Here is a 24561-nt window from a genome sequence, read left to right on the forward strand (position 1 = left end):
GTAATGAACTCTTGTCTTCAAACGAAAAACACCTCCAATGAATTTGCATACTTAGTATGCGAATTCAGGAGGTGTTTTTTTCATGTACCACTATTCGGGTTCACTTCAATAAGGTAGACAGTGTAGTTAAAATGTTCGAAACAGTAAAAAAGATATGGAATGGTACTGTAATCGGAACAGGGAAAGCTGTTGAAGATGCAATTAAGTCCATGGAAACTTTAAGTAATATGAATATAAGGAATATGGATATAGAAACTTTTATTAATGTTACATATGCGATTTTACATTTGGATGAAACGGCGAAAAATATGTGGCATACATTTTCAAGTACCGTGAAACGAGATATGATAAATGGAGATGCAGAGAGCCGTACGCAATGGATTACTTATGCATTAACCCAAATAGGTATTGGTCTAATCGCCGACAAGGGATTAGGTAGAGCAGGACTTGTTATAAAAGGAGTAAAAGCATCAAGTGGAGCAAGTTACATTAACAAAAGGAGTAACACTAATAAAAGAAATGAAGCACGCATCTGAGATTTTACAATCTTTTAAGAAAGATGTTTCTTATGCTTTCTCTGTTGGAACTATCATAACCAAGATACCTCAAAGCGAATTGAATCAAGCCTACTATAATTTTGCAAAGACTACGATTTCAAGTGCACAAAAAAGAAATTCTCCAGGAACAGTAACTTCAAGTTTTAATCTTGAACGAAGTTTAGGGACTCAAAAGAAACTAATGTATAATAAAGGTTCAATTGGTGTTATTCCACAAGAAATTCGAAATAAGCTAATTGGAAAAAATTTCAACTCTTTTGATGATTTTAGAAAAGAGTTTTGGAAAACAGTTGCTGATTCAGACTATGCGGCAGAATTTAACCAAAGAAATATAAACCTTATGAAAGAGGGTAAAGCTCCATTCGCTCCATTATCTGAGAAGTATGGTCAGCACAATCAATATATTTTGCACCATAAACAACCAATTCACCAGGGTGGAGATGTGTACAATCTCGATAACTTAATAATTGTTTCTCCTAAAATGCATCAAAATGTTTTAGATCGTTCATATCATTTCGGTAAAAAAGGTTAATGATTATGAAAGGATGGTTAGTATGACACTCAAAATGACAAAAGAAGAACTTATTGAACTTGTAACAAAGATTTGTAATCCTAAATTACCTGAAGAAGAACTTAATGAATACGTAAACCAATTTAATAATAGCGGTGTACCTCATCCCGCTCCAAGTGATATAATCTTTTGGGATTTTAGGGATTTAACACCGGAAGAAATAGTAGAGATTGCATTAAATTACAAAAAAGAAGAAAACTAAAACATGTAAAGAATAAGCCGCCCCGAAAAAATGAAGTGCACCCAAAATGTTAGACACATTAAAAAATTTGGGGTGCACTTCAAAACGAGCGGCTTTCTTCATTATCTAATTCATTTTATACTGTCCTATTTGTTCTAATGTTAGTATTTCTTTTCAATGCTAATACAACATTAGAATTATCATTTCTGAATTTAGCCAGTTTACCTTCTTCTAACACTTAAAAACACTACATTCTACCCCATAACTCATTTTTCTTTGCTGTACTCTCCTTTTCTTAACATTATTTTTACAACGTATTTATTTGTACATAATCTATACCTTCCCTTTTTCTATTCACATTCAACTTAAAAACCTCTTCATCACCCGAGCATCTGAATAAGATTAAAAAAACTTAATGAACAAGTATCTCTTTAACTGTCAAATTATTAGAATATTCGATTTACAACCCCTTCCTTAAATTGGTATTATTTTCTTGTAAGGGGAGGGAAAGTTCATGTCTTTAAATATGTATCTCGGTGAAGTACAAGCTCAAACAGAAAGTATGAACTCTTTATGTAACGCTACTATTCAAGGTATGGAACAAATTATTCATTCTATTGACGCTTTTGCATTGGATACTGTTCTACAAGGGCAAACATATAGCAGTGCAAAAGCATATTTCTTACAAACCTTTCGTCCGTTAGCACAAGGAATCATTTACTTATGCGAAGAATTAATCCTTCAAAATGATGCCTTTCCAAGAGACTTTCAATCACAGGTAGCTTCTACAGATGTTATCGAACAGGAGATAATAGAACAAATTCGAGAAATCGATCGAATGATAGCAAGTACAGAAGCGCTCAACCAAACTATGTCGATCCCAGGTATGGACGCTATGGTAAATCTTTTTACTGTCATGAGGCAAAAACTGCAAGAAAAATTAGAACATCTATATGAATTTAATTATACTTCTAGTAATAATTATGATACTGCACTCCAACTAGCCGCTAGCATTGCGACAGGTTTGGCGGAAGTACAAAGCGGAAAAGGTTTTAGTCCCGCCAGTGGTACATTTAGTACACAAGGGTTGAATATGGAATGGATAACCTCTATTCAAAAAATTGCAGAGGAAAGAGTTCAAGAAGCCGAAATAAAAAAAGAAATTGAAGAAAAAATGGCTTTGCAGGAACAAGAAGCTAATAGACCGTGGTACGAAAAAACAGCTATTGGCGCTTGGGAATTCTTCCAAGGAATTTGTAATTCAGCCGCTGAAAATTTTACAGGCGCAGAATTACCAATGGGCAATGAATTAGAAAACAAAACAACCTTTCAAGCCGGAAATCTTGTGGGTAATTTTGTATCAGGGGTAGGATCTATTTTTGAAATTTTGGGCGGTATAGCTATTGTAACAGGATCAAATGTTGGAACCGTATTGTTAGAAGGAGTAACTTTCGGGGCAGCATCACCAATTGTTATCCCAGCTGATTTAGCTCTTACAACCGCTGGAGCAGGTGTTGCTACACATGGTACATTTGTATGGTATAATACCGTTCAAAATAGTATTGATACTTTGCAAAGGTTTCAGTCTTCTTCTGGAGGTTCCTCTAAAAATCTTTTAAAAGATGGTAAGTTTGTCGAATCTGATTTAGAATTAAAATATGCGGAATATTGCGTTAGAAAAGCAAAAGACGGTAAAATACCTAAAGATAGATTGAACTGGAAAGAAGCAAGTGATTATTGGACAAAAGATTCACCTATGGCAAGAGGAAATAAGTTTAATAAAACTGCAGAAAAAAATAGATGGTATCCAAATAATGAGGTCCATTTAAGTAATGGTAAAAGATTAGATTCATATGACCCATTTGAAAGAGAAATAATTTCTAGAAAAGCAACAGATTTAGAGGATATCGATATTAAAACTTTTGAAAAACATTTGAAAGAAATGAAAACTAAGTATGCAGTTGGCACTAAAATTCGTTCAAATAAATACGACGAAATAGACGGCACTGAACTACAAGGAAAACAAATATTAGAGATTCCAGCATCTAATAAAAATTTCAAAAAAATAGATGAATATATAAAATTGGCGAAAAACAAATATGACATTAATATTAGATTTAGGGAGGAATAAAAAATGGCATATGCATTGAAACCTGAAATACAAGAAGTATTTGAGAAAATTGATTTTTTAACGAGATATAGAGAGCTATCTGAAAATTTTTCATCAAATAGTGAAAGTTCGTTTGAAAACTATGAAAACGAAAAAGCTATTGAAATATTTGAATCCCTTGGTTATAAAGCTCGTTTTATGAAAAAGGAAAACTTTTTTATTGTTGGTGAAGTAAAGAACAAGGATTTCTATACTTTCAGATTCAATATCAGCTTAAAATATGGGCTTGTTGAGTTCATTTGGTCTGCAAGGTATAATGGTGAAGTTAGAGTTGGGAATTCATGGGATATGTTTGTAAAAGTATTATCCAATGGTTCTGAAAGATTGCCGGCAGTATGCTTCCACAGTTACGATGAACTCAAAGAAATCATGAAAATTGCCTTTGAAATGTACGAAGATTTCAAGCGAGAATTAATTCCTATTTATTCATAATTTCACCTTAAAAATACATGAAGTAATGACTAAAAAACAAGGACAGACTTAAGGTTTTAGGAGAATTAATTATGAACTTAAAATTAAAACCTGAAATAGAAACAGCACTTAAAAAAATTGACTTTGTTAATAGATACACAGAACTTTCTTCTTTTTCGAGAGAAAATTATGATGCCGAAGAAATCATTCCTAATCCCAATATTGAAGAAATTCAACAAATACTTGAAAAGCTAGGTTATAAATCAGTTTATGATAAAAAAGAAAAGTTTTTAAAAGTTGGAGAACTAGGTGATAAAAAAGAAAATTTATTTTATTTTCATATTGGTATTAAAGTAAACGTTCTGGATTTTACTTGGGTAGTTTATCATAATGATGAACTAAGATTAGGTAGTCCATGGAGTCTATATTCAAGACTTTTAATTTCTCCAGATACTAGAATTAAGCCCGTACTATTTAGCGATTATGACAGCTTAGAAAAAATTTTAAAAATTGCTTTAGGTATGTATGAAGATTTTAAACAAGAATTAATTCCTATCTATTCATAATTTTATATATAAGAAAGGCAATCTTATCTTATATATATAAAAAGAAAATCCGACTCACAAGAGCCGGATTTCTTCATGTATCTAACATGTATACTGTTTTATTTGATCTAATATTAAAAATTAGGGAGGAGTAATTATTGGCGTATTCATTACAACCTGAAATACAAGCCTGCCTTACAAAAATTGATTTTATTAAGAGATATAAAGCATTATCAAAACAATTTCCAGATAGAGAAAATACATTTGAAAACTATGAAAACGAAAAAGTAATTGCAGTATTTGAGTCTCTTGGCTATAAAGCTCGTTTTATGAAAAAAGAAAACTTTTTTATTGTTGGAGAGGTCAAGAATAAAAACATCTATACTTTTAGATTTAATATTAGTTTAAAACATGGACTTGTTGAGTTTATTTGGTCTGCACGACATAATGGTGAAATAAGAGCTGGAGATCCATGGGCTATGTTTGTAACAATATTATCAAATGATACAGAAAAAATACTTCGTCCATGTTTCCATAGTTACGATGAACTCAAAGAAATCATGAAAATTGCCTTTGAAATGTACGAAGATTTTAAGCGAGAATTAATTCCTATTTATTCATAATTTAAAAAGCTACCGAAGACACCAAAACAGTTACTTCGAGTAGCTTTTATTTATATATATTAAAGTTATTTATTTTCCTCTTTTTGAACATATACATAAGCATCTTTCTGCTCTTTATGTATATCAACCTTCGAATTCTCTGCAAGTTGACCCGCGTTTAGCAAAGAAAAAATAATCAATGCTTCTAGTGACATTTCGTTTTACCACTCCTTTCTAATTGTTATACGTTTATCATACCGCTTACATGTGATTTCCGTATGAACTCGAAAAGGAGATTAAAACAAAAAAGCTTTGAGGAATTTCCTCAAAGCTTTTATTTATTAGTAACGAATTAAGAAATATTTCTTCTTACCGCGGCGAATGATTGTGAATTTACCTTCGATGCGGTCGTTTTCTGTTACAACGTAGTCTAATGCTTGTGTACGCTCACCGTTTACGTAGATTGCGCCGTTCGTTACATCTTCACGTGCTTGACGTTTTGATGGAGAGATTTTGCTTTCTACAAGTAAGTCGATTAATACTGTATCTTCTGCAGTACGTTCTACAGATGGTACGTCTTTGAATCCTTGTTCGATTTCGCTTGCAGTTAGTTCTGCTACAGAACCGCTGAATAATGCAGCTGAAATTTTAATCGCTTGCTCTAATGCTTCTTCGCCGTGAACAAGTTTTGTCATTTCTGCACCTAATGCTTTTTGTGCTGCACGTTTTTCTGGCGCTTCAGCTACTTGCTTTTCAAGCTCAAGAATTTCTTCATGAGATAAGAATGTGAAGTATTTTAAGTATTTAACAACGTCGCGGTCATCTGTGTTAATCCAGAATTGGTAGAACTCGTAAGGAGTTGTTTTCTCTGGGTCTAACCAGATTGCGCCGCCTTCTGTTTTACCAAACTTCGTACCGTCAGATTTAGTAACTAGTGGAATTGTTAAACCGAATGCTTTCGCATCTTCTTCTGATTTACGGATTAATTCAAGACCAGCTGTAATGTTACCCCATTGGTCACTACCACCGATTTGCAGACGGCAATTATGTTGTTGGTATAAGTTTAAGAAGTCGTATGATTGTAAAATCATGTAACTAAACTCAGTGAATGAAATACCAGTTTCTAAACGAGATGCTACTGTATCTTTTGCTAACATATAGTTTAAACCGAAGTTTTTACCGATATCGCGTAAGAATGAAATGACATCTAAGCTACCAAGCCAGTCGTAGTTGTTAGCCATCGTTGCTGGATTGTCCACGTTTTCAAACTCTAAGAAGTTTGAAAGTTGGTTTTTGATGCTTTCTGTATAGTAAGCAACTGTATCTTTCGTATTTAATGTACGCTCTGCTTTTTTACCACTTGGGTCACCGATCATACCAGTACCACCGCCAACAAGTGCGATTGGTTGATGACCAGCTAATTGGAAACGACGTAACATTAATACTGGTAACATATGACCGATGTGTAAGCTATCCGCTGTCGGGTCGAAACCACAGTATAATTTAACGCTTTCTTTTTCTAATAATTGCTCAAGGCCCTCAGCATCTGTTTGCTGATTAATTAGACCGCGAAATTCAAGATCTTGTAAAATACCCATATCCTACATACTCTCCTTTAAGTTCATTACTGGCGTGAAAGTTGAAAACATAAAAAAATCGCCCCTTCAAATAAGGGACGATTTTGATTATCGCGTTACCACCCTAGTTGCAGGCAAAAAAAAGCCTACCACCTTATTTACATAACGGCTTAGCACCGTCTTTTCCCTTTTGAATACAATTCAATCGAAAAAAGATGCTCTAGGGGCGTAATTCGCGATCATCTATGTGCTGATTTTCACCGGCCATCAGCTCTCTAAAACAGGGAAATGATCACTACTTCTCCCTTTCCACGCTCAATTATTCATATACTTTTCTTTATACCATCATTTATATAGGCGTGTCAAATAGAGGTCAGGTTTCCCTTCTTGTCAATCCTTTACAACACCATAAAGAGTATCGTAATAAGAGAAAGAATTGGAACCCCAACTAATAATGATACATGAAACACAATCGATAAATCATTCCCAATGGTCGCCTCCACAGGATCTTTCGCTGGGGAACCAAGAAACCCGATTAATCGATCGAATCGACTTACCGTTTTTGGAAAGTTTGGTATTTCTACATGATCACTATCTAAATGTTGCTTTAACTTATATTCACTCTTAAAGGGATTTTCGCTCAATTTCGTCCACCTCCAGCAATTGTTTCAATTTCTTTATCCCGTTATGAAGTCTCGATTTCACCGTTCCAATCGGAATGTTTAATATCTCTGCAATTTCTTTTTGCTGCATGTCATGATAATAAGAAAGGATTAGGACCGCTCTTTGCTCTTCTGGAACTTTCAAAATTGCTTCTCTTACTGTGAGCCGATCTTCGTGAGAAAATTCTTTTTCCGGAATCGGCACTAAAAATGGCAAAAGCGTACGCCACTTTTTTCTCCTATTTAATTTATTAATCATAAGACGATAACCAATTTGAAATAAATACGTTTTTATTTTACCTTTTTCAAGTTCATACATATGTTTCTTACGCTCTAGCGTCAAAAACGTATCTTGCACAAGATCGATACTTAATTGTTCATCTCGGTTAAATCGATATAAAAATGTGTATAGCGCTGGTTTGATTAAAACATATAGTCTTTCTCCTGCTTGTTTATCTCCACTTTGATACGCAAGCATGAGCTCCTCCTCAATCCCAATCTGCGCCATGATTTTTGATCTCCTTTATTCCTTTTAACGTTAATGAAATACGGGAAATTAAATATGCAATCGCAATAAAAATCCACAATTGTGATTGATTTGTAAAAAATTGCACATATGGGTTTTGAATCGTAAATCCCATTGTAACTAAAGTATTTAACGCTTGCACACATATGCATGCATACAACGCAAGGCAGATAGAAATAGTGTCAAATACATTCCAGCGAAAATACACTTTTGTTTTTGTAAAATCAATTTTATATCCATTTTTCCGTACTATATGTTTTCTATCAAATGGAATAATGATTGAAAACATAACACCCATTATAACTCCAGCTGTAAGCATTGATACTCTATATCCAATTGGTATCGGTAAGAAAAGACCACAAGAAAATACAACTATAATTCCAATTACAGCAAAAGTAAGAAGTAATTTATTAGACATATAAAAGCCTCCCTCATCTATTCTTTCATAAATGTATACAGACGAGGAAGGCACTTCGTTCAAATATTATTTTAGTTTTTTTATAATCTTTGCAGGATTCCCGCCAACTACTACATTATTAGGCACATCTTTCGTTACGACAGCACCAGATGCGATCACCGCATTGTCTCCAATTGTTACACCTGGATTAATAATTGCTCTTCCGCCAATCCATACGTTATCGCCAATTGTAACTGGTTTTCCGTATTCTGATCCGCTTATACGCTCTACCGGATCAAGTGGGTGCGTTGCTGTATAAATGTGAACACCTGGAGCTAACATACAGTTCACTCCGATTGTTACCGGGCATACGTCTAAAATCGTACAGTCAAAGTTCGCGTAAAAATTTTCACCGACATGAATGTTATAGCCGTAATCACATCTAAAAGAAGATTCAAGATGAATATTATCTCCTGTCGTTCCGAATAATTCTTTTACGATTTCGCTACGCTCTTTCAATTGCTCTTCTGGCGTATCATTTAATTTTCTCGTTAATATACGTGCTTGCTCTCTTTCTTGTACTAAAACTGGATCAGCCGGTATGTACATTTCTCCTAGTATCATCTTTTCCTTTTCTGTTTTCATCATACTATCCCCTTTAACTTATATATATAAGTTCATGATATCATAAAAAAGAAAGGCCTGAACATTTTTCGTTCAGACCTTTCTCTCTTAATCTTCCATCGTTGATAAGTCACCTGTTGGTAAGTTTAACTCCCACGCTTTTAATACGCGGCGCATAATTTTACCACTTCTCGTTTTCGGTAATTTATCTCTAAATTCAATTTGTCTCGGCGCTGCATGAGCTGCTAGGCCTTTCTTTACAAATTGACGAATTTCTTCTTTTAATTCATCAGATGGTTCGTATCCTGCTCGAAGTGCGATAAATGCTTTAATAATTTCGCCGCGCACCGGATCAGGAATACCAATTACACCGGCTTCTGCAACAGCAGCATGCTCGATTAATTTACTTTCTACTTCAAACGGACCAACGCGCTCACCTGACGTCATAATTACATCGTCAATACGTCCTTGGAACCAGAAGTATCCATCTTCATCCATATAGGCAGAGTCGCCTGATACGTACCAATCTCCCGGCATGAAATAAGATTCATATTTTTGCTGGTTATTCCAGATCCCGCGCATCATAGATGGCCAACCTTTCGCAATTGCTAAGTTACCCATTGTGTAAGGAGGCACTTCATTTCCTTCATTATCAACAATCGCTGCTTTCACACCTGGAATTGGTTTACCCATTGAACCTGGACGGATTTCCATACAAGGGTAGTTACAAATAACTTGTCCACCTGTTTCTGTCATCCACCACGTATCATGAATACGAAGTCCAAATGCGTTCATACCCCAGCGAATTACTTCTGGATTTAACGGCTCACCAACGCTTAATACGTGACGAACTTGTGATAAGTCATATTTTTTAATTGCGTCTTGTCCAGCTCCCATTAACATACGGAATGCTGTTGGTGCGCTGTACCAAACCGTCACACCGTAATCTTGCAGTGCTTCATACCAAGCTTCTGGACTAAAGCGTCCACCTAAAATAACGTTTGACGCTCCAACTAACCACGGTGCGAAAATACCGTAAGCTGTTCCAGTTACCCAGCCCGGGTCAGCAGTACACCAATATACATCGTCTTCTTTTAAATCTAATACCCACTTCGCCGTTTGATAGTGCTGAACCATTGCGTTTTGCGCATGAAGCACACCTTTTGGCTTACCAGTAGAACCAGACGTGTAATGTAGAATCAAGCCGTCTTCACGGCCTAACCATTCAATATGTAATTCTTTTGAAGCTTGTTCAAATAAAGGATTGAACGCTACCGTTTTACCGCCTTCTTCTACATTATCTCCAACAAGGAAAACTGTTTTTAAAGCCGGTAAATCATTTAATGGTACGCGCTCTAACAATTCAGGCGTTGTAATTAACACCTTTGCTTCGCTATCTTCTAAGCGATCGCGAACTGCGCCTTCCATAAATGCTTCAAATAGCGGTCCAACAATTGCTCCTAATTTCACTGCACCTAAAAGTGCGAAATATAACTCTGGAGAACGTGGCATAAAAATAAAAACGCGATCGCCTTTTTCTACATCGCCATAATTCTTAAGGACGTTTCCTGCTTTATTAGAAAAATCCTTCATTTCCTTAAATGTATATTTCTCTTTTCGCGATCCATCTTGATAATAAAGAGCTACTTTATTCTTTCGATCGGATTTCGCATGCTTATCAATTGCCTCATACGCCATATTTACTCGGCCTGTTTCATTCCAAGTAAAGTTTTTATTAACCTCTTCCCAGTTAAAATTCGCGTATGCCTCATCATAATTCGGCAAATTATTTTCTCCTTTAATGACAGGAAGCGTTTCTACTTTCATACTTTACATCCCCCTCCTATGTATTCTATTATCTATTATAATGACATTATTTAAAATTTTCAGTATATTTGTTGATTTTTAGACAAATTTTTAATGACAAATTTCGATTCACATCGCATATATTATAAAGTACGATATTAATAGATTCACAAACCCTCAAGGTGGTGAGCAATACATTGATTCATAAAAAAATATATAATGCTAGAAACTTAAAAACAGCGAAAGGCACTTTAATTATTGAAGGTCCTGTCTCTACACATAACTTAGAAATGTATGAGTTTCATCCAGACTTAATTGCGTTTCGTCCTGCCGAGCAACAATATAAAGCAATTGTCGAAATTTCTAAATTACCAGAAGCTCGTCTCATTATTGCTAGACATGACCAAACAATTGTTGGATATGTTACATACTTGTATCCTGATCCACTTGAACGATGGTCAGAAGGAAAAATGGAAAACTTAATTGAGCTTGGGGCAATTGAAGTAGTCCCAGCCTTCCGCGGGAGTTCTGTCGGAAAGAACTTACTAGAGGTTTCTATGATGGACGATTATATGGAAGATTACATTATATTGACGACTGAATATTATTGGCACTGGGATTTGAAACAAACAGGATTGAATGTGTGGGAATACCGAAAAGTAATGGAGAAGATGATGAATGCTGGCGGGTTACAATGGATGGCTACAGACGATCCTGAAATTTGTTCACATCCTGCCAACTGTTTAATGGTCCGCATCGGTAAACGCGTTGATACGGATTCTATTCAAGCTTTTGATCGTCTACGTTTTCACAATCGTTTTATGTATTAATAAAGGGGGCAACTGGAATGATTGTAGAAGAAATTATGAATCAAAATGTAGTTACATTACATCCAAACGATACAATCGAAACAGCAATCCGAACGATACGCACGAAAGGCATTCGGCACATTCCAATTGTCGATCAAAATAATCACGTCGTAGGCATTATTTCTGATCGGGATGTAAGAGATGCAAGTCCGTCTATTCTAGATGAACAAGTTTCACTCGATATGCTACAGCAACCGCTCGAACTTATTATGAAACATCCTGTTATGACTTGCCATCCTCTCGATTTCGTTGAGGAAATTGCTACTTTATTTTTTGAAAATAAAATTGGCTGTCTTCCTGTTACAAAGGCTGGGAAGTTAGTTGGAATTATTTCTGAATCTACAGTACTGCACACGTTAGTAAAATTAACAGGAGCACATCAACCAAGTTCGCAAATTGAAATTCAAGTAAAAAATGAACCTGGTATTCTTGGAAAAGTCGTTGCTATTTTTAGTGATTTACAAATAAATATCGTGAGCGTTCTCGTCTACCCAGCAAAAGATGAGAATGATAAAGTACTCGTTTTCCGCATTCAAACAATGAATCCTCTAAAAGTGATTGATGCACTTGAAGCAGAAGGCTACCGCGTATTATGGCCAAACATCATGGGGATGCAAGCATGAGTAGCGCGTTTATTTATTCGGATGATTTTCTGGGCTATTCATTTAGCCCTGATCATCCTTTTAACCAACTGCGCGTCACACTTACGTATGATTTATTACAAAAGGGCGGTTTCATCTCTCCCTCTCAAATCATCTCACCACGGATGGCTACAGATGAAGAGATTGCCTACGTTCATACAGAGAAGTACATAAATGCGGTAAAACGTGCTGGAGAAGGAAAGTTAGAAAAATCAATTGCGATGACATATGGACTCGGAACAGAAGATACACCGATGTTCCCAAATATGCACGAAGCAAGCGCATTGCTCGTTGGTGGTACGTTAACAGCTGTCGATGCTGTTCTTTCCGGGAAAGTAAAACACGCGCTTAACTTAGGAGGCGGCTTACATCATGGCTTCCGTGGTAAAGCATCTGGCTTTTGTATTTATAACGATAGCTCCATAGCAATGAAGTATATTCAGAAGAAATACGGTTTACGCGTCTTATATATTGATACAGATGCTCATCACGGTGATGGCGTACAGTGGTCGTTTTATGATGACCCTAACGTATGCACCATTTCACTGCATGAAACTGGTCGCTATTTATTCCCTGGAACTGGCGCTGTAAACGAACGTGGACAAGGTAATGGTTATAGTTATTCTTTTAACGTTCCACTCGATGCTTTTACAGAAGATGAATCATTCTTAGAATCATATCGAACTGTTGTAAAAGAAGTTGCAGCGTACTTTAAACCGGATATTATTTTAACGCAAAATGGTGCTGACGCACATTATTATGACCCACTTACACATCTTTGTGCGACGATGAATATTTACCGCGAAATACCGAAGCTCGCTCGCGAAATCGCTAACGAATATTGCGACGGTCGCTGGATTGCTGTCGGCGGCGGTGGCTACGATCACTGGCGCGTCGTTCCAAGAGCTTGGGCACTCATTTGGCTCGAAATGAACAACATCCAAAACATCTCAGGTTATCTCCCTCCAGAATGGATTGAAGCTTGGAAAGAACAAGCAGAAACAGAACTTCCCCTCACATGGGAAGATCCAGACAACATGTATAAACCTATCCCCCGTAAACCAGAAATTGAAGAAAAAAACGCATTAACTGTAGCGAAATCCCTTGAAATTATTCGGAATAATATGACAAAATCTTTATACTAAACGAAAAGGAGGCTCGTTTTTGAATAGCCTCCTTTTATTTGAAGCTTGCTATTATTGTCGTTTTCTGTCGGTAAGTCGATATATGTTAATAATCGCTGATATATTCCGAGTTACGCCGATATATTTTGATAATCGCTGATATATTCCGAGTTGCGCCGATATATTCTAATAATCGCTGATATATTTTCATTTTATAACAGTCTGGCCCAACTTTTATGAGAAAAGGTCGTGATATTATGTGGACACAACAAATAATCAACACGAAACGCGGTACATTTGAACTCTTTACACAAGGAAATGGCGAATCGCTTTGTATTACACATCACTATTCACAATTTAATGAAACTGGGGATTACTTTGCGGATGTTTTTACTGCTACGCATCGTGTATTTCTCATTAATTTACGAGATACTGGTCGCTCTGTAACCGCCCAGTCAGAAAACGAATTAAGCATGATTGAAACAATCCACGACTTAGAAGCCATACGAGAAGCATTACAACTTCCAACATGGCATTTCGCCGGTCATTCAACAGGTGGTATGCTTGGACTTTTATATGCAATTACCTATCCAAATTCCTTACAATCATTAGTACTCGTTGGAGCGGCAGCAAGCAACTACACCGAAACACCCTTTTGCATTTATCATCCAGAACATCCGCAGTTTCATTATATGCAAAAACTCATCGAAAACTTAAAAAACCCTCTCCTTACAAGTGAAGAACGGAAAGAGCTATCTACTAAGAGAACAAAATTATCATTATATAAACCGGAAAACTACAATTCTTATTTTTGTAAACCAATCCAAAAAACTATGTCCGCTAGCCGTATGAATGCTTTCACCAATGAATATCTTTCATTTGATTTAAGAAAGAATTTACCTTCCATCCAAACAAAGACCCTTATTATATGCGGAAGACACGATGTGCAGTGCCCGATTCAGTATTCTATCGATATGCATGAGGGCATACGTAATTCTATTTTTGTGACACTTGAAGAGAGTAATCATTATCCTTTTTTAGAAGAAGCTGCTCAGTTTACTTCTACTACTCAAACATTTTATAAAGTGAAACTTTAATCAGTGAGGGTTTTGTTCATCCCCCACTGATTATTAGTTGAACCAATCGGGCTTTTACGGGCAGTTGATCCCCCACCTTACTTCTTTGCTTTCGCTGAATTTTGAGGTGGGGGTCTTACTGCCCGTTAAATGCGGGATAAATCGTTACACTAGTACCGTTACTATTAAGGAAAGCTCACCGCCTCTATAAGACTATGAGCTTTTTTCAAAAGAAATATTTCAACTAGTAACAATTAAAAGAAGAACACACAAAATCACCAAACCTAAATCAATAAATACTGCCTTTTTATCTCCTTCTTTTACACTTATTATAAAACTAGAAATTATTTTAATTCCAAAAAAGACCATCATAAATAACCCACCGTAATGATCATTTGTAGGGTCTTCATCATAAAACATTTGTATTGCACCGATAATTAATAAGATAAGTATGATATTGGTTCCAATCTTTAAAGCCTTGTTTGATTTATTATCTTTTAATGTATCTCCCAAAATGTAGCACGCCCTCTCACACTCTCCTATGTTTTATCTCTCTTTATATTTTAACATAAATTACCTATTTTCCCCTTTTGATCACATAAAAAAACCTGCCAAAACTTTGACAGGTTCCCTACACATTAAAACGATAACCAGCTCCCCATACCGTTTCAATATATTGCGGGTGAGCAGGATCTCTTTCAATTTTTTCACGTAGTTTTCTAATGTGGACGACAACAGTGGCTAAATCACCAGCGGAATCTAATCCCCAAATGCGTTCAAATAACTGTTCTTTATTTAATACTTGGTTTGGATGCGTTACAAAGAATGTCAATAAATCAAATTCCTTCGTTGTAAACGCGATTTCTTCATTGTTTATAAAAACTTTCCTCGCTCGTTGATCGATAGAAATTCCGTGAATATATAGCGTATCACGTTGCTTACTCACATTTCCTAATAATCTTTCATAACGGGCAATATGTGCTTTTACTCTTGCGACTAATTCACTCGGGCTAAACGGTTTCGTTATATAATCATCCGCTCCTAATCCGAGTCCGCGAATTTTATCTATATCTTCTTTTTTTGCTGAAACAAGTAAAATCGGGATATCTTTTACAGCACGTATTTGTTTACAAATTTCGAATCCGTTCATTTTCGGAAGCATAATATCTAAAATAATTAAATCATAGTCTTCTTGCAAGGCTGTTTGTAAACCTATTTCTCCTGAATGCTCTACATCAACTTGGAAATCATTAATTTCTAAATAATCTCGCTGTAATTCTGCAATACTTACTTCATCTTCTATTAGTAAAATTCTTTTCAATTTACTCACCACATTCCTCTACTTTTTCCAATGAGAAGAAAATGCTTGTCCCTTTACCAAGCTCGCTTTCCGCCCAAATTTCCCCGCCATGTTCTTCAACAATTTGCTTCGCTATTGCTAAACCAAGTCCACTTCCACCTGTGCTAGAATTCCGCGATTGTTCTGCACGATAAAAACGTTCAAAGATATACGGCAATGTATCAGATTCTATACCTGATCCATTGTCCATCACTTTCACAATAACTTTATTATTATCACTCGATACTGTTACAGTAATTTTCTTCTCTTCTTTATCCATGTATTTCACACTATTATGAATTAAATTTGATATAACTCTATTGATCTTTTCGCAATCAGCCGTTACATATAGTGGTGATGCATGTAATTGTAAGTTAACTTCTATACCTTCTTTACTTAAATCCATTTGCATCTCTTCGATTAACTCTTGCATAAACATATTTAATTCAACCGTTTCAAACTGAAAGGGAACTCGATTCAAATCGAGCTTCGAAAACAAAAAGAGTTCATCAATTAGTGTGTCCATATGTTTTGCCTTCGTATGGATAGTTGTTAAATACTTATCCATTTTTTCTGGCGTATTTGCTACCCCGTCCTTTATTCCTTCTACATATCCGATAATTGATGTAATCGGTGTTTTTAAGTCATGAGAGATGTTTGAAATAAGCTCTTTTCTATTTTCTTCATACTGTGTTTGCATCTCTATCGATTCTTTTAATCTCTTCCTCATTTCCTCAAATCCTTGATTTAATTGCCCTATTTCATCGTGTGATGTAACTGGTATTTGAAAATCTAAATTTCCTTCTTTAATTTTCTCCGTTGCGCCTTTCAATACAAAAATTGGTTTTATTACACTTCTTGAAACGAGGTAACTTAATAATCCAATGAGTAAAATGGCTAGTAGTAAGAGAGATACGAATAAGATTGGAAATAATTTTTGTGTAAGATCTACAAATGAACTTTGCTTTTTTAGTACAAATATACTTCCCTCTTCTTCCTGAGGAAAATAAAAATCAAACTTTACATATCGATAAAATGTATCGCCTAGTTCCGTTGTACCACGACTATTAATATTTGCCGCTTCAAATTTCGGAAGGGCTTCTTTTAAAGATACACTTTCAAATACGTTTGAAGCATATGAAAGTGTTTCTCCTTTTCTTACTACTATTTTCACACCCTCTTTTTCTATTGCTGAGACAAACGACTCATCTAACAATTGAGATTGATGCTGTTTAGCTGCTGACTTCAACTCAAGATAGGCATTCTCTTCTTCTGGTGTAAGTGGCTTTTGAATATAAGAACTTTTATAGAAATTTTTTACTGCTTCCAAGTCACCTGTTATCGAAAAAACGATTAAAAATCCCGCGACTAATATAAGCGTAATGGAAACGAGGATAACAGCAATATAAGAAAATAAAAACCTTGTTTTAATAGACATATCTTAAATCCTCACTTTATCAAACCTTATTATTTATAAGCATAAAAATATATGTTCAATTACTCAAGCAATTTTATAGTAATTTTAGCGTCAGTTTATAAAAATTTAATGTTCCTATTTTACAGTTGAAATTAGGAGGTTGAAATTCCATGTTCAAAAAAACATTCAGTATGATATGTTGCGTAATTTTTTTACAAGGATGCTCGCAAGAACAAGAAGTCAAAAAGGAGATGACAAACATGGAGACTGCACTACTAGCAGCTACTGAAAAAAATGAAACGAATACTGTTATATCTTTACTAAAACAAGGTGCAAATATAAATGCGACGGATAATCAAGGACGTACCCCTCTTATGATTGCTACATACAAAAATGATGTAAAAACCGCAAAAGCACTTATCGAAGCTGGTGCTGACGTAAATATCCAAGATGACATGAAAAACAATCCCTTTCTATACGCCGGTGCGGAAGGTTACTTAGACATTTTAAAACTAACAATTGATGCTGGTGCAGATCCTACGATTACAAATCTTTACGGCGGAACAGCTCTTATCCCAGCCTCAGAACATGGCTATATTGACGTTATAAAAGAACTCCTCACTCGAACAAATATTGATGTAAATCATGTAAATAACCTGGGATGGACAGCTTTAATGGAAGCCATCGTACTAAGTAACGGAAACGAAACACAGCAACAAGTCATTCGCCTTCTTATTGAGCACGGCGCAGATGTAACTATTCCAGACAACGATGGTGTTACCCCGCTAGAGCATGCTCGTGCTCATAACTTTGAAGAGATAGAGAAGATTTTGTTAGAAGGGAATAAGTAAAAAGCTATTTTTTGCCTTCCTCCCCCACCCTATGCTACATTTAACCCGTTACATTACTATTAATAGGGTGGGAATACACATGAACAAACCTAAAATTGGGATGATTGGACTTGGAAGTATTGCGCAAAAAGCCTACCTTCCAACACTTACAAAAGAAACAGATTGGAATTTTGTAGGGGCGTTTACACCTAACGCTGAGAAAAGAAAACAAGTTTGCCAGCAATACCGTATTCAAGACTTTCATTCTATTGAAATGTTAGCTTCGGAATGCGATGCAATCTTCGTTCATAGTTCAACTGCTTCACATTATGAAATCGTTTCTGAACTTCTGAAAAAGGGAATCGACGTTTATGTTGATAAGCCACTAGCAGCTACAGTGGAACAAGCTGAGCAACTAGTCGAGTTAAGCGAGAAGTATAACCGAAAATTAATGGTCGGATTTAATCGCAGATTCGTTCCTATGTATGTCGCTGCCAAAGAACAGGCTAATGATATTTCATGGATTCGCATTGAAAAGCATCGTACAAATAAAGTCGGGCCATATACGTACGACTTCACTATGTTAGATGATTATTTACACATTGTAGATACTGCTCGCTGGTTAGCTAATGATGACCTTAACGCCGTTCACAATATGATACAAATCAATGAAAAGAATGAACTTCTTTACGGACATCATACATATACAACTCCAAGTGGACTATTACTTTCTACTGCAATGCATCGCCATGCCGGTACTAATTTAGAACAAATTGAACTTGTAACGCCAGGGAAAATCATTCGCGTAAAAAATATGAATACATTTGAAATTGAACAGGAAAACTCAGTTTCACAAAGTGGTTCCCCATCATGGGATACGACGTTAAAACAACGTGGTTTTGAAGATGCTGTTCGTCATTTTATTGAATGTGTACACGGAGATACAAAGCCTGTTGTAGATGGATTAGAAGGATTAAAAACGCAGCAACTATTGCAATCTCTACTAGATAATGTAAGCAAAAATTAAAACGGATACATTTTTCAGAATTTACTTTCATTCCCATTCCCCCTTTATTTCTGTCACAAATTTCTATAGAATATGTTGATAGGAATTATAAATTTCATAATGAATCGTGGAAAGGATGGGATTAACATATGTGGAACGAGTTTAAAAAATTCGCCTTCAAAGGGAATGTAATCGATTTAGCTGTCGGGGTTGTAATCGGTGCTGCATTCGGTAAAATCGTTAGTTCTTTAGTAAAAGATATCATCACACCATTACTTGGTATGGTATTAGGTGGCGTTGACTTTACAGATTTAAAAATTACATTCGGTAAATCATCTATTATGTACGGTAACTTCATCCAAACTATTTTTGATTTCTTAATTATTGCAGCGGCTATCTTTATGTTCGTTAAAGTATTCAACAAACTAACATCTAAGAGAGAAGAAGAAAAAGAAGAGGCACTTCCGGAACCAACAAAAGAAGAAGAACTTCTTGGCGAAATTCGTGACTTATTAAAGCAACAAAATTCTTCTAAAGATAGAGCATAATTGAACGGATAAAAAGGCATGTCCCTCGGGACATGCCTTTTCTATATGCTATAACGTTTCCGAATTCATATGAATAAATAAAATAATACCAGCAACCATAAGTACCATAATGCTACCTGCAAATAGTGTAATACCAATAAACATTAAACTTTTGCTCATATCTACTGATACACTTTCAATAAAAATAGAAATTACATACGTGATAAGGGCAATTCCTGCAAGAATACTTCCTGGAACAAATCGCTTTAAACCATTTTGTTTTAACGTCATATATGCAAAAATAGCAGTCATACAAAGCGTAATTATCCAAAGAACGATCATCTCTTTTCCCCCCTCACAAGCCTTTTCTTTCTATTATACATGACATTGCCCTATAATAGTTATTTTTACACTTATGTGACATATAACAAGGAATCATACAATCTATAGAGAACTCTTCCAGGTAAGCTATATACTAGGGAGGATTTCAATTGGAAGATGATATTGTAGGATATTTTAAACGCACTTCACAAACATGCCTTGAACATAATTTACGAAGTCCTGAAGAACTTTTTGCATTTTGGAAAAGAAATTGACCACTAGAAAAATATGGATATCCCTCATGTAAATTGATATAATTACCATATACAAATATCCTTTGTAAGGGAGTGTTCATAATGATTTGGATTTCACTAATCGTATTAGCTTATTTCATCATTCTCGTCCCAATACAGTACAACTACATTAAAATGCTCAAAGAAAAACAGAAAAAAATGAATGTCTCACAAAACGAACTATATGACAATATGTCTTATGAAGAATCCCAAGTACATTACCATTATCAAAGTAACGTATTTACAATACCTGCTTCGCTTGTCGCAAGTATTGTTTATAAAGTGAAACATGCAGCATAATATGTACGCTGTAAAATTATTGTTTGAGTCTGTTCATTCTAGTGAGCCTAATTCTACGAAAATTGATGGGCATTATGAAGAGAATCACAATACACTTTTTGAAGAAAGCATTATTCTTGTTAAAGCAAACAGTTTAGAGGATGCTCACGAACTTGGTAAAAAAATTGCTATGCAATCTGAAGATACGTACGATAATATGTACGATGAGCAAGTAACGTGGACGTTTCGAAAAGTGTTGCATGTGTTTGAATTAGACGATACCCCTTTAAAACTGGAAAAGAATTGTACGCAAGATTTTTACACGTTAAGAAAAATAAAGCGGTGGATACAGTCGTACAAAAATACTATCCTGAATCCGAATAAAAGCTCACAGCAAATGCTGTGAGCTTTTTTATACTTACTTGGTTGAATCTCTAAATTGGATACGGTGAGGTAAGATAACAGTGTGATCTTCCACTTTTTCTTTGTTCATATACTTTGTTAATAAACGCATTGCTACTGCACCGATATCATACATCGGTTGAACAACTGTTGAAAGCTGCGGACGAACCATTAATGCAAGACGTGTATTATCGAAACCAAGTACTTCTACGTCAGTTGGTACGTTTAATCCAGCGTCTTGTGCTGCATGGATTACACCTAGTGCCATTTCATCAGAAGACACGAAGATTGCTGTTGGCTTTTCATCATTGCTCCAAAGCTTTTCAAATGCTTCAATACCTGAATCATATGTGTAATCTCCATCGATTACAAGATTTTCATCATATGAAATACTTGCTTCTTCTAGAGCTTTTTTATAACCTTGTAACTTCTTCGCACTTCCTGCTTTATCAATGAAAGGACCAGAGACGAAACCGATACGCTTATGTCCTTGCTCAATAAAGTGCTTCATTGCATCATAAGCTGCTTGTGTATAATCAATATTTACTGATGGCGTTTCATTTTGCTCATCAAATGACGCTGCTAATACAATTGGTACTGGAGATTTTTTAAATTCTTCAATGTGAATGTCTGTAATATCTTCACCCATGAAAACAATTCCGTCCACTTGTTTTCCAAGCATCGTATTTAATAAATGGAACTCTTTCTCTTTGTTTTGATCAGAGTTACTTAAAATGATGTTATATTTGTACATTGTTGCGATATCTTCAATTCCACGTGCAAGTTCTGCATAAAACGTATTTGAGATATCAGGAATAATAACACCTACTGTAGTTGTCTTCTTACTTGCTAGTCCACGTGCTACCGCATTTGGGCGGTATCCTAAACGATCAATTGCTTCTAATACTTTCTTTCTTGTTGTAGGCTTTACATTTGGGTTACCGTTCACAACGCGTGATACGGTAGCCATTGAAACGTTTGCTTCGCGCGCTACATCATATATTGTTACGTTCATCTCATCGCACACTCCTTCTATTTTTGTTATCTATTTTTATGTATCGGTTACTTGAATGAAAAAAAGACATCAACTCTATTTGCAGATGCCACCAATCGTCCCGAGTTCTTCCTTTTACTAATGATACGATAAAAACGCAGGCTCATACAATATTTTCCCGCAAAAGTTTCGAAAAAATTCGCTTCTTTTCTCGTATTTTCGTATTTTTTATGAAAAAAGGGCATTTTTTGTAAAAAAATAGATGTTTCCTAAGTAGAAATCTTATTTTAAACAGTACGATAGTAAATGAAATTTATATCGGCGATTTTTCGAATATATCGACTGTAACTCGAAATATATCAGCGATTTTCCAAATATATCGACCGCAACTCTAATTATATCAGCGATTTTTTAAATATATCAACTTATCAACAAAAATCGACAATGACAGTCGCTATACAATAGGAGAAAGCTGTTCCAAAATGCCTTCTTGGAACAGCTCATTAAAAGTTTTTATAATTTACTTCCAAATGATTTTAATTCATTCATAAAATCATTGAACTGCGGTATATTCATTTGCTGCGCCGCATCTGATAAAGCTACAGCTGGATCTGGATGTACTTCAGCCATAATTGCGTCTGCACCAATTGCCATCGCTGCTTTTGCAGTTGGTAAGAGAAGGTCACGTCGCCCTGTAGAATGCGTTACATCGACAACGACAGGTAAATGTGTTTCTTTCTTTAAAATCGGCACAGCGGAAATATCAAGCGTATTACGCGTCGCTCTTTCATACGTGCGAATACCTCGTTCACATAAAATAATGTTTCCATTTCCCTTTGCCATAATATATTCTGCCGCATTAATGAATTCTTCGATCGTTGCTGATAGACCACGTTTTAATAATACTGGTTTATTTACAGCACCAGCTGCCCTTAGCAAATCAAAGTTTTGCATATTGCGAGCGCCAATTTGAATAACATCAACGTAATCTAATGACATCTCAATATCATTCGGATTTAAAATTTCACTAATAACAGCCAAATCATATTCATCTGCTACCTGGCGCAAAATTTGTAATCCCTCTAATCCAAGACCTTGAAAATCATACGGTGAAGTACGTGGTTTGAACGCACCACCACGCATTAATTTCAGACCTTGCTCTTTCATTGCTTCAGCAACTTGACGTACTTGTTCATAACTTTCCACTGCACACGGTCCCATAATAAAATGCTGATTTCCGTCACCAATTTTTTCACCATTAATTTCAACAATTGTATCTTCTGTTTTTTTCTTACGAGAAACAAGTAATGCTTTACGATGATCATCTTCTTGTAATTCTAAACCAGCTTGAAAAATTTGTTTGAAAATATGTTGTAAAGTCGAAGTTTCAAATGGACCATTATTATTCTCTGCAATTAAATCCAGCATATTTCTTTCACGTACAGGATCAAAACGTTTCACACCTTGTATTTCTTTTAAATTACCAACTTCTTGTACGAGACGACCTCTTTCGTTTAGTAACTCTAATATTTGTAAATTAAGTTGATCAATTTTAGAACGTAAACGACCTAATTGTTGTGATGCCATAAGAAAGCCACCTCTTTCAAATTCCTATATATTACTTTTTTAAGATAACTTATTATAGCTGATACATATACGATTGTCACACGATATACAGCAATGAATTACTATCAAAAAACATTGTATATTTTTATTTAAAATAAAAAAAAGACAGTTTACATACTGTCTTTTTTACAAGAAGGAAACAAACGGTTTATCACTGTTTTTCTCTTTTATAATAACGGCCTCAATTTTACTCTCGGACTTAATCTGTAATTGTACTTTCGCATCTTTAGGCAATTTGTCTAACATGCCTTGAGCAGCCAATTGGGTAAGAGCCATTAATTCTGTTTTACCGTTATATTTAATAACAATATTCATATTTAATGTATCCATTTGATCTTTCTTATAAGAAACTTTAGCGTTGACTGGAATAAAATCTCCATTAGAAAAACCTTTTATTTCCTTAGCAAAGTTATTTATTTTTGTATTATCTTCTCCATGTGCTTGTGTAAATTCATCAGAAGGATATGAATACGACTTTTCATCAATTGTACTCCAATTTCCAAGGTTCGTATCATTCTTTTGAACAGTAGCACTAGCAATATACGTACCATTTTTTAAAGAACTAGTACTTTCTTGCTTAAAGATAGCAAACGTAATTGGAGATTTGTTATACTTATCATTTTTGTTAATAGCTTCAATAAGTTGTTTAGCAACTTCAGACCCTTTAGACATAGCTTCTTCATTCGATACACTTGAAGACATAGCTAAGCCAATCATAACACCAGATAAACTTAATTCATTTGAATTCTGTTTTCCAAAATAGTCTTGTTCTATAATATTCGTCAAAACTGGCGCTTCTACTTTCGCAACTAGTTCATCAACTAGTTTCTCTGGAATATACTGATTTAATTGCAGTACGTGACTCTCTGTATCAAATTGTTGCGTTGCAATATTTATTAAACCATTTTCATACTCTGCTAAATCTAATTTAGAATTTGTTTTTATATTAGCTGTATTAATAACCTTTTGTTCTTTTAAAGGAATAACAGTTCTATAATAATCTTTAGAAACAGCAGTTCTCGGAATCATACTTTTTTCTTTTGTATCTTTTTGTATAACTTCATCCTTCTTACTAATCGTATTACTATCGTTACTACAAGCTCCCAGTAATAAACTTACGACCGCGAAGGATAATGCCATTTTCTTCATTACTTAAAACCTACTTTCAACAATCTAGTTATTTAATTT

At 35.2% G+C, this 24561-nt stretch carries 27 protein-coding genes, 2 pseudogenes and 1 other annotated feature; of the genes and pseudogenes, 15 read left to right on the plus strand and 14 right to left on the minus strand.

Translation table 11 applies throughout. The features are described from left to right. Positions 1 to 107: 107 nt before the first annotated feature. From MR143_RS21330 to MR143_RS21355, 6 genes and pseudogenes are all read left to right on the plus strand, one after another. Positions 108 to 1089: pseudogene (locus MR143_RS21330) on the plus strand (T7SS effector LXG polymorphic toxin); the annotation flags it as partial. Positions 1090 to 1111: 22 nt separating this feature from the next. Then, positions 1112 to 1330 (plus strand): bacteriocin immunity protein, encoded by a 219-nt coding sequence (locus MR143_RS21335; protein ID WP_000172896.1) that lies wholly within the window; start codon positions 1112 to 1114, stop codon positions 1328 to 1330. 493 nt (positions 1331 to 1823) lie between these two features. Next, positions 1824 to 3440 (plus strand): T7SS effector LXG polymorphic toxin, encoded by a 1617-nt coding sequence (locus MR143_RS21340; protein ID WP_000056036.1) that lies wholly within the window; start codon positions 1824 to 1826, stop codon positions 3438 to 3440. A gap of 3 nt (positions 3441 to 3443) precedes the next feature. Continuing rightward, positions 3444 to 3911: a hypothetical protein gene (locus MR143_RS21345; protein WP_000312675.1), complete on the plus strand. Its 468-nt coding sequence runs from the start codon at positions 3444 to 3446 to the stop codon at positions 3909 to 3911. A gap of 71 nt (positions 3912 to 3982) precedes the next feature. After that, entirely contained in the window at positions 3983 to 4456 is a 474-nt protein-coding gene (locus tag MR143_RS21350) for a hypothetical protein (protein ID WP_001049760.1), read from the plus strand. Between the two features lie 137 nt (positions 4457 to 4593). Next, entirely contained in the window at positions 4594 to 5058 is a 465-nt protein-coding gene (locus MR143_RS21355; RefSeq protein ID WP_000331800.1) for a hypothetical protein, read from the plus strand. A 65-nt stretch (positions 5059 to 5123) separates the two neighbouring features. Here the strand turns inward: MR143_RS21355 and MR143_RS21360 are convergent, their stop codons facing one another. The 7 genes from MR143_RS21360 to acsA all read right to left on the minus strand — a co-directional run bounded on the left by MR143_RS21360 (position 5124) and on the right by acsA (position 10650). Next, positions 5124 to 5252: a hypothetical protein gene (locus MR143_RS21360; protein ID WP_000050940.1), complete on the minus strand. Its 129-nt coding sequence runs from the start codon at positions 5250 to 5252 to the stop codon at positions 5124 to 5126. A gap of 126 nt (positions 5253 to 5378) precedes the next feature. Then, on the minus strand, positions 5379 to 6635 hold the full coding sequence (tyrS, locus tag MR143_RS21365; protein WP_000512086.1) for a tyrosine--tRNA ligase: 1257 nt from the start codon (positions 6633 to 6635) through the stop codon (positions 5379 to 5381). 70 nt (positions 6636 to 6705) lie between these two features. After that, positions 6706 to 6935: a binding site (T-box leader), on the minus strand. Positions 6936 to 7012: 77 nt separating this feature from the next. Further along, entirely contained in the window at positions 7013 to 7258 is a 246-nt protein-coding gene (locus tag MR143_RS21370; protein WP_001293792.1) for a hypothetical protein, read from the minus strand. Beyond that, a complete protein-coding gene (locus MR143_RS21375) occupies positions 7239 to 7784 on the minus strand; it encodes an RNA polymerase sigma factor (RefSeq protein ID WP_000057201.1) in 546 nt (181 codons plus the stop codon). Before MR143_RS21375 ends, MR143_RS21370 begins: the two co-directional genes overlap by 20 nt. Beyond that, positions 7765 to 8220 (minus strand): hypothetical protein, encoded by a 456-nt coding sequence (locus tag MR143_RS21380; protein ID WP_000066457.1) that lies wholly within the window; start codon positions 8218 to 8220, stop codon positions 7765 to 7767. The genes MR143_RS21375 and MR143_RS21380 overlap by 20 nt, the downstream gene beginning before the upstream one ends. A gap of 66 nt (positions 8221 to 8286) precedes the next feature. Further along, positions 8287 to 8847 carry a maltose acetyltransferase domain-containing protein gene (locus MR143_RS21385; RefSeq protein WP_002026426.1) on the minus strand — a complete coding sequence of 187 codons (561 nt, stop codon included), beginning with the start codon at positions 8845 to 8847 and terminating at the stop codon, positions 8287 to 8289. An 84-nt stretch (positions 8848 to 8931) separates the two neighbouring features. Next, entirely contained in the window at positions 8932 to 10650 is a 1719-nt protein-coding gene (gene acsA / locus MR143_RS21390; RefSeq protein WP_000862049.1) for an acetate--CoA ligase, read from the minus strand. Positions 10651 to 10826: 176 nt separating this feature from the next. Here acsA and acuA point away from each other — a divergent pair, with 176 nt between their 5' ends. The 4 genes from acuA (at position 10827) to MR143_RS21410 (ending at position 14360) form a co-directional block, all read left to right on the plus strand. Continuing rightward, entirely contained in the window at positions 10827 to 11459 is a 633-nt protein-coding gene (gene acuA, locus MR143_RS21395) for an acetoin utilization protein acetyltransferase AcuA (protein WP_000581388.1), read from the plus strand. Positions 11460 to 11476: 17 nt separating this feature from the next. Further along, on the plus strand, positions 11477 to 12121 hold the full coding sequence (locus tag MR143_RS21400) for an acetoin utilization AcuB family protein (RefSeq protein ID WP_000634583.1): 645 nt from the start codon (positions 11477 to 11479) through the stop codon (positions 12119 to 12121). Further along, on the plus strand, positions 12118 to 13284 hold the full coding sequence (gene acuC / locus MR143_RS21405) for an acetoin utilization protein AcuC (protein ID WP_242280959.1): 1167 nt from the start codon (positions 12118 to 12120) through the stop codon (positions 13282 to 13284). The genes MR143_RS21400 and acuC overlap by 4 nt, the downstream gene beginning before the upstream one ends. A 215-nt stretch (positions 13285 to 13499) precedes the next feature. Further along, positions 13500 to 14360: an alpha/beta fold hydrolase gene (locus MR143_RS21410; protein ID WP_202822305.1), complete on the plus strand. Its 861-nt coding sequence runs from the start codon at positions 13500 to 13502 to the stop codon at positions 14358 to 14360. Between the two features lie 219 nt (positions 14361 to 14579). On the opposite strand, the gene MR143_RS21415 is transcribed toward MR143_RS21410, so the two are convergent. The 3 genes from MR143_RS21415 to MR143_RS21425 all read right to left on the minus strand — a co-directional run bounded on the left by MR143_RS21415 (position 14580) and on the right by MR143_RS21425 (position 17116). Continuing rightward, positions 14580 to 14852: a hypothetical protein gene (locus MR143_RS21415; protein WP_000502922.1), complete on the minus strand. Its 273-nt coding sequence runs from the start codon at positions 14850 to 14852 to the stop codon at positions 14580 to 14582. Positions 14853 to 14970: 118 nt separating this feature from the next. Next, positions 14971 to 15660, minus strand: a complete 690-nt coding sequence (locus MR143_RS21420) for a response regulator transcription factor (protein WP_033673118.1) — start codon at positions 15658 to 15660, stop codon at positions 14971 to 14973. Position 15661: 1 nt separating this feature from the next. After that, positions 15662 to 17116, minus strand: coding sequence for a sensor histidine kinase (locus MR143_RS21425; protein WP_000023862.1), 1455 nt, complete (start codon positions 17114 to 17116; stop codon positions 15662 to 15664). 149 nt (positions 17117 to 17265) lie between these two features. Here MR143_RS21425 and MR143_RS21430 point away from each other — a divergent pair, with 149 nt between their 5' ends. From MR143_RS21430 to mscL, 3 genes are all read left to right on the plus strand, one after another. After that, the gene (locus tag MR143_RS21430; protein WP_000475117.1) at positions 17266 to 17946 is read left to right on the plus strand and encodes an ankyrin repeat domain-containing protein; all 681 of its coding nucleotides are present in this window, start codon (positions 17266 to 17268) and stop codon (positions 17944 to 17946) included. Positions 17947 to 18025: 79 nt separating this feature from the next. Next, positions 18026 to 18952 (plus strand): Gfo/Idh/MocA family protein, encoded by a 927-nt coding sequence (locus MR143_RS21435; RefSeq protein ID WP_001039692.1) that lies wholly within the window; start codon positions 18026 to 18028, stop codon positions 18950 to 18952. 128 nt (positions 18953 to 19080) lie between these two features. Then, positions 19081 to 19479: a large-conductance mechanosensitive channel protein MscL gene (gene mscL / locus MR143_RS21440; RefSeq protein ID WP_000266999.1), complete on the plus strand. Its 399-nt coding sequence runs from the start codon at positions 19081 to 19083 to the stop codon at positions 19477 to 19479. Between the two features lie 48 nt (positions 19480 to 19527). Here mscL and MR143_RS21445 read toward each other — a convergent pair whose 3' ends face one another. Beyond that, positions 19528 to 19800 (minus strand): DUF3917 domain-containing protein, encoded by a 273-nt coding sequence (locus MR143_RS21445; protein ID WP_000636586.1) that lies wholly within the window; start codon positions 19798 to 19800, stop codon positions 19528 to 19530. 335 nt (positions 19801 to 20135) lie between these two features. Here MR143_RS21445 and MR143_RS21450 point away from each other — a divergent pair, with 335 nt between their 5' ends. Together MR143_RS21450 and MR143_RS21455 are read left to right on the plus strand one after the other, a co-directional pair. Then, on the plus strand, positions 20136 to 20372 hold the full coding sequence (locus MR143_RS21450; protein ID WP_000637900.1) for a DUF3949 domain-containing protein: 237 nt from the start codon (positions 20136 to 20138) through the stop codon (positions 20370 to 20372). Between the two features lies 1 nt (position 20373). After that, positions 20374 to 20735: pseudogene (locus tag MR143_RS21455) on the plus strand (DUF4288 domain-containing protein). A gap of 34 nt (positions 20736 to 20769) precedes the next feature. Here MR143_RS21455 and ccpA read toward each other — a convergent pair. The 3 genes from ccpA to MR143_RS21470 form a co-directional block, all read right to left on the minus strand. Next, positions 20770 to 21768, minus strand: a complete 999-nt coding sequence (gene ccpA / locus MR143_RS21460; protein WP_001103300.1) for a catabolite control protein A — start codon at positions 21766 to 21768, stop codon at positions 20770 to 20772. Positions 21769 to 22260: 492 nt separating this feature from the next. After that, a complete protein-coding gene (locus tag MR143_RS21465; RefSeq protein ID WP_000168215.1) occupies positions 22261 to 23334 on the minus strand; it encodes a bifunctional 3-deoxy-7-phosphoheptulonate synthase/chorismate mutase in 1074 nt (357 codons plus the stop codon). Positions 23335 to 23499: 165 nt separating this feature from the next. Further along, the gene (locus MR143_RS21470) at positions 23500 to 24522 is read right to left on the minus strand and encodes a CamS family sex pheromone protein (protein WP_000738000.1); all 1023 of its coding nucleotides are present in this window, start codon (positions 24520 to 24522) and stop codon (positions 23500 to 23502) included. Positions 24523 to 24561: the final 39 nt, after the last annotated feature.

The sequence above is a fragment of the Bacillus cereus group sp. BfR-BA-01347 genome, assembly GCF_022663835.1.
Taxonomy (GTDB): Bacteria; Bacillota; Bacilli; order Bacillales; family Bacillaceae_G; genus Bacillus_A; species Bacillus_A thuringiensis_K.

Excerpts from the sequence above, each read along its gene's own strand:
- MR143_RS21450 (WP_000637900.1), top strand. The coding sequence starts at position 20,136 with ATGATTTGGATTTCACTAATCGTATTAGCTTATTTCATCATTCTCGTC.
- MR143_RS21465 (WP_000168215.1), bottom strand. The coding sequence starts at position 23,334 with ATGGCATCACAACAATTAGGTCGTTTACGTTCTAAAATTGATCAACTT.
- MR143_RS21400 (WP_000634583.1), top strand. The coding sequence starts at position 11,477 with ATGATTGTAGAAGAAATTATGAATCAAAATGTAGTTACATTACATCCA.
- tyrS (WP_000512086.1), bottom strand. The coding sequence starts at position 6,635 with ATGGGTATTTTACAAGATCTTGAATTTCGCGGTCTAATTAATCAGCAA.
- MR143_RS21435 (WP_001039692.1), top strand. The coding sequence starts at position 18,026 with ATGAACAAACCTAAAATTGGGATGATTGGACTTGGAAGTATTGCGCAA.
- acsA (WP_000862049.1), bottom strand. The coding sequence starts at position 10,650 with ATGAAAGTAGAAACGCTTCCTGTCATTAAAGGAGAAAATAATTTGCCG.
- MR143_RS21430 (WP_000475117.1), top strand. The coding sequence starts at position 17,266 with ATGTTCAAAAAAACATTCAGTATGATATGTTGCGTAATTTTTTTACAA.
- MR143_RS21445 (WP_000636586.1), bottom strand. The coding sequence starts at position 19,800 with ATGATCGTTCTTTGGATAATTACGCTTTGTATGACTGCTATTTTTGCA.
- MR143_RS21470 (WP_000738000.1), bottom strand. The coding sequence starts at position 24,522 with ATGAAGAAAATGGCATTATCCTTCGCGGTCGTAAGTTTATTACTGGGA.
- MR143_RS21385 (WP_002026426.1), bottom strand. The coding sequence starts at position 8,847 with ATGATGAAAACAGAAAAGGAAAAGATGATACTAGGAGAAATGTACATA.
- MR143_RS21410 (WP_202822305.1), top strand. The coding sequence starts at position 13,500 with ATGAGAAAAGGTCGTGATATTATGTGGACACAACAAATAATCAACACG.
- acuC (WP_242280959.1), top strand. The coding sequence starts at position 12,118 with ATGAGTAGCGCGTTTATTTATTCGGATGATTTTCTGGGCTATTCATTT.
- MR143_RS21335 (WP_000172896.1), top strand. The coding sequence starts at position 1,112 with ATGACACTCAAAATGACAAAAGAAGAACTTATTGAACTTGTAACAAAG.
- MR143_RS21425 (WP_000023862.1), bottom strand. The coding sequence starts at position 17,116 with ATGTCTATTAAAACAAGGTTTTTATTTTCTTATATTGCTGTTATCCTC.
- MR143_RS21350 (WP_001049760.1), top strand. The coding sequence starts at position 3,983 with ATGAACTTAAAATTAAAACCTGAAATAGAAACAGCACTTAAAAAAATT.
- MR143_RS21360 (WP_000050940.1), bottom strand. The coding sequence starts at position 5,252 with ATGTCACTAGAAGCATTGATTATTTTTTCTTTGCTAAACGCGGGTCAA.
- ccpA (WP_001103300.1), bottom strand. The coding sequence starts at position 21,768 with ATGAACGTAACAATATATGATGTAGCGCGCGAAGCAAACGTTTCAATG.
- MR143_RS21340 (WP_000056036.1), top strand. The coding sequence starts at position 1,824 with ATGTCTTTAAATATGTATCTCGGTGAAGTACAAGCTCAAACAGAAAGT.
- MR143_RS21375 (WP_000057201.1), bottom strand. The coding sequence starts at position 7,784 with ATGGCGCAGATTGGGATTGAGGAGGAGCTCATGCTTGCGTATCAAAGT.
- MR143_RS21345 (WP_000312675.1), top strand. The coding sequence starts at position 3,444 with ATGGCATATGCATTGAAACCTGAAATACAAGAAGTATTTGAGAAAATT.
- MR143_RS21380 (WP_000066457.1), bottom strand. The coding sequence starts at position 8,220 with ATGTCTAATAAATTACTTCTTACTTTTGCTGTAATTGGAATTATAGTT.
- mscL (WP_000266999.1), top strand. The coding sequence starts at position 19,081 with ATGTGGAACGAGTTTAAAAAATTCGCCTTCAAAGGGAATGTAATCGAT.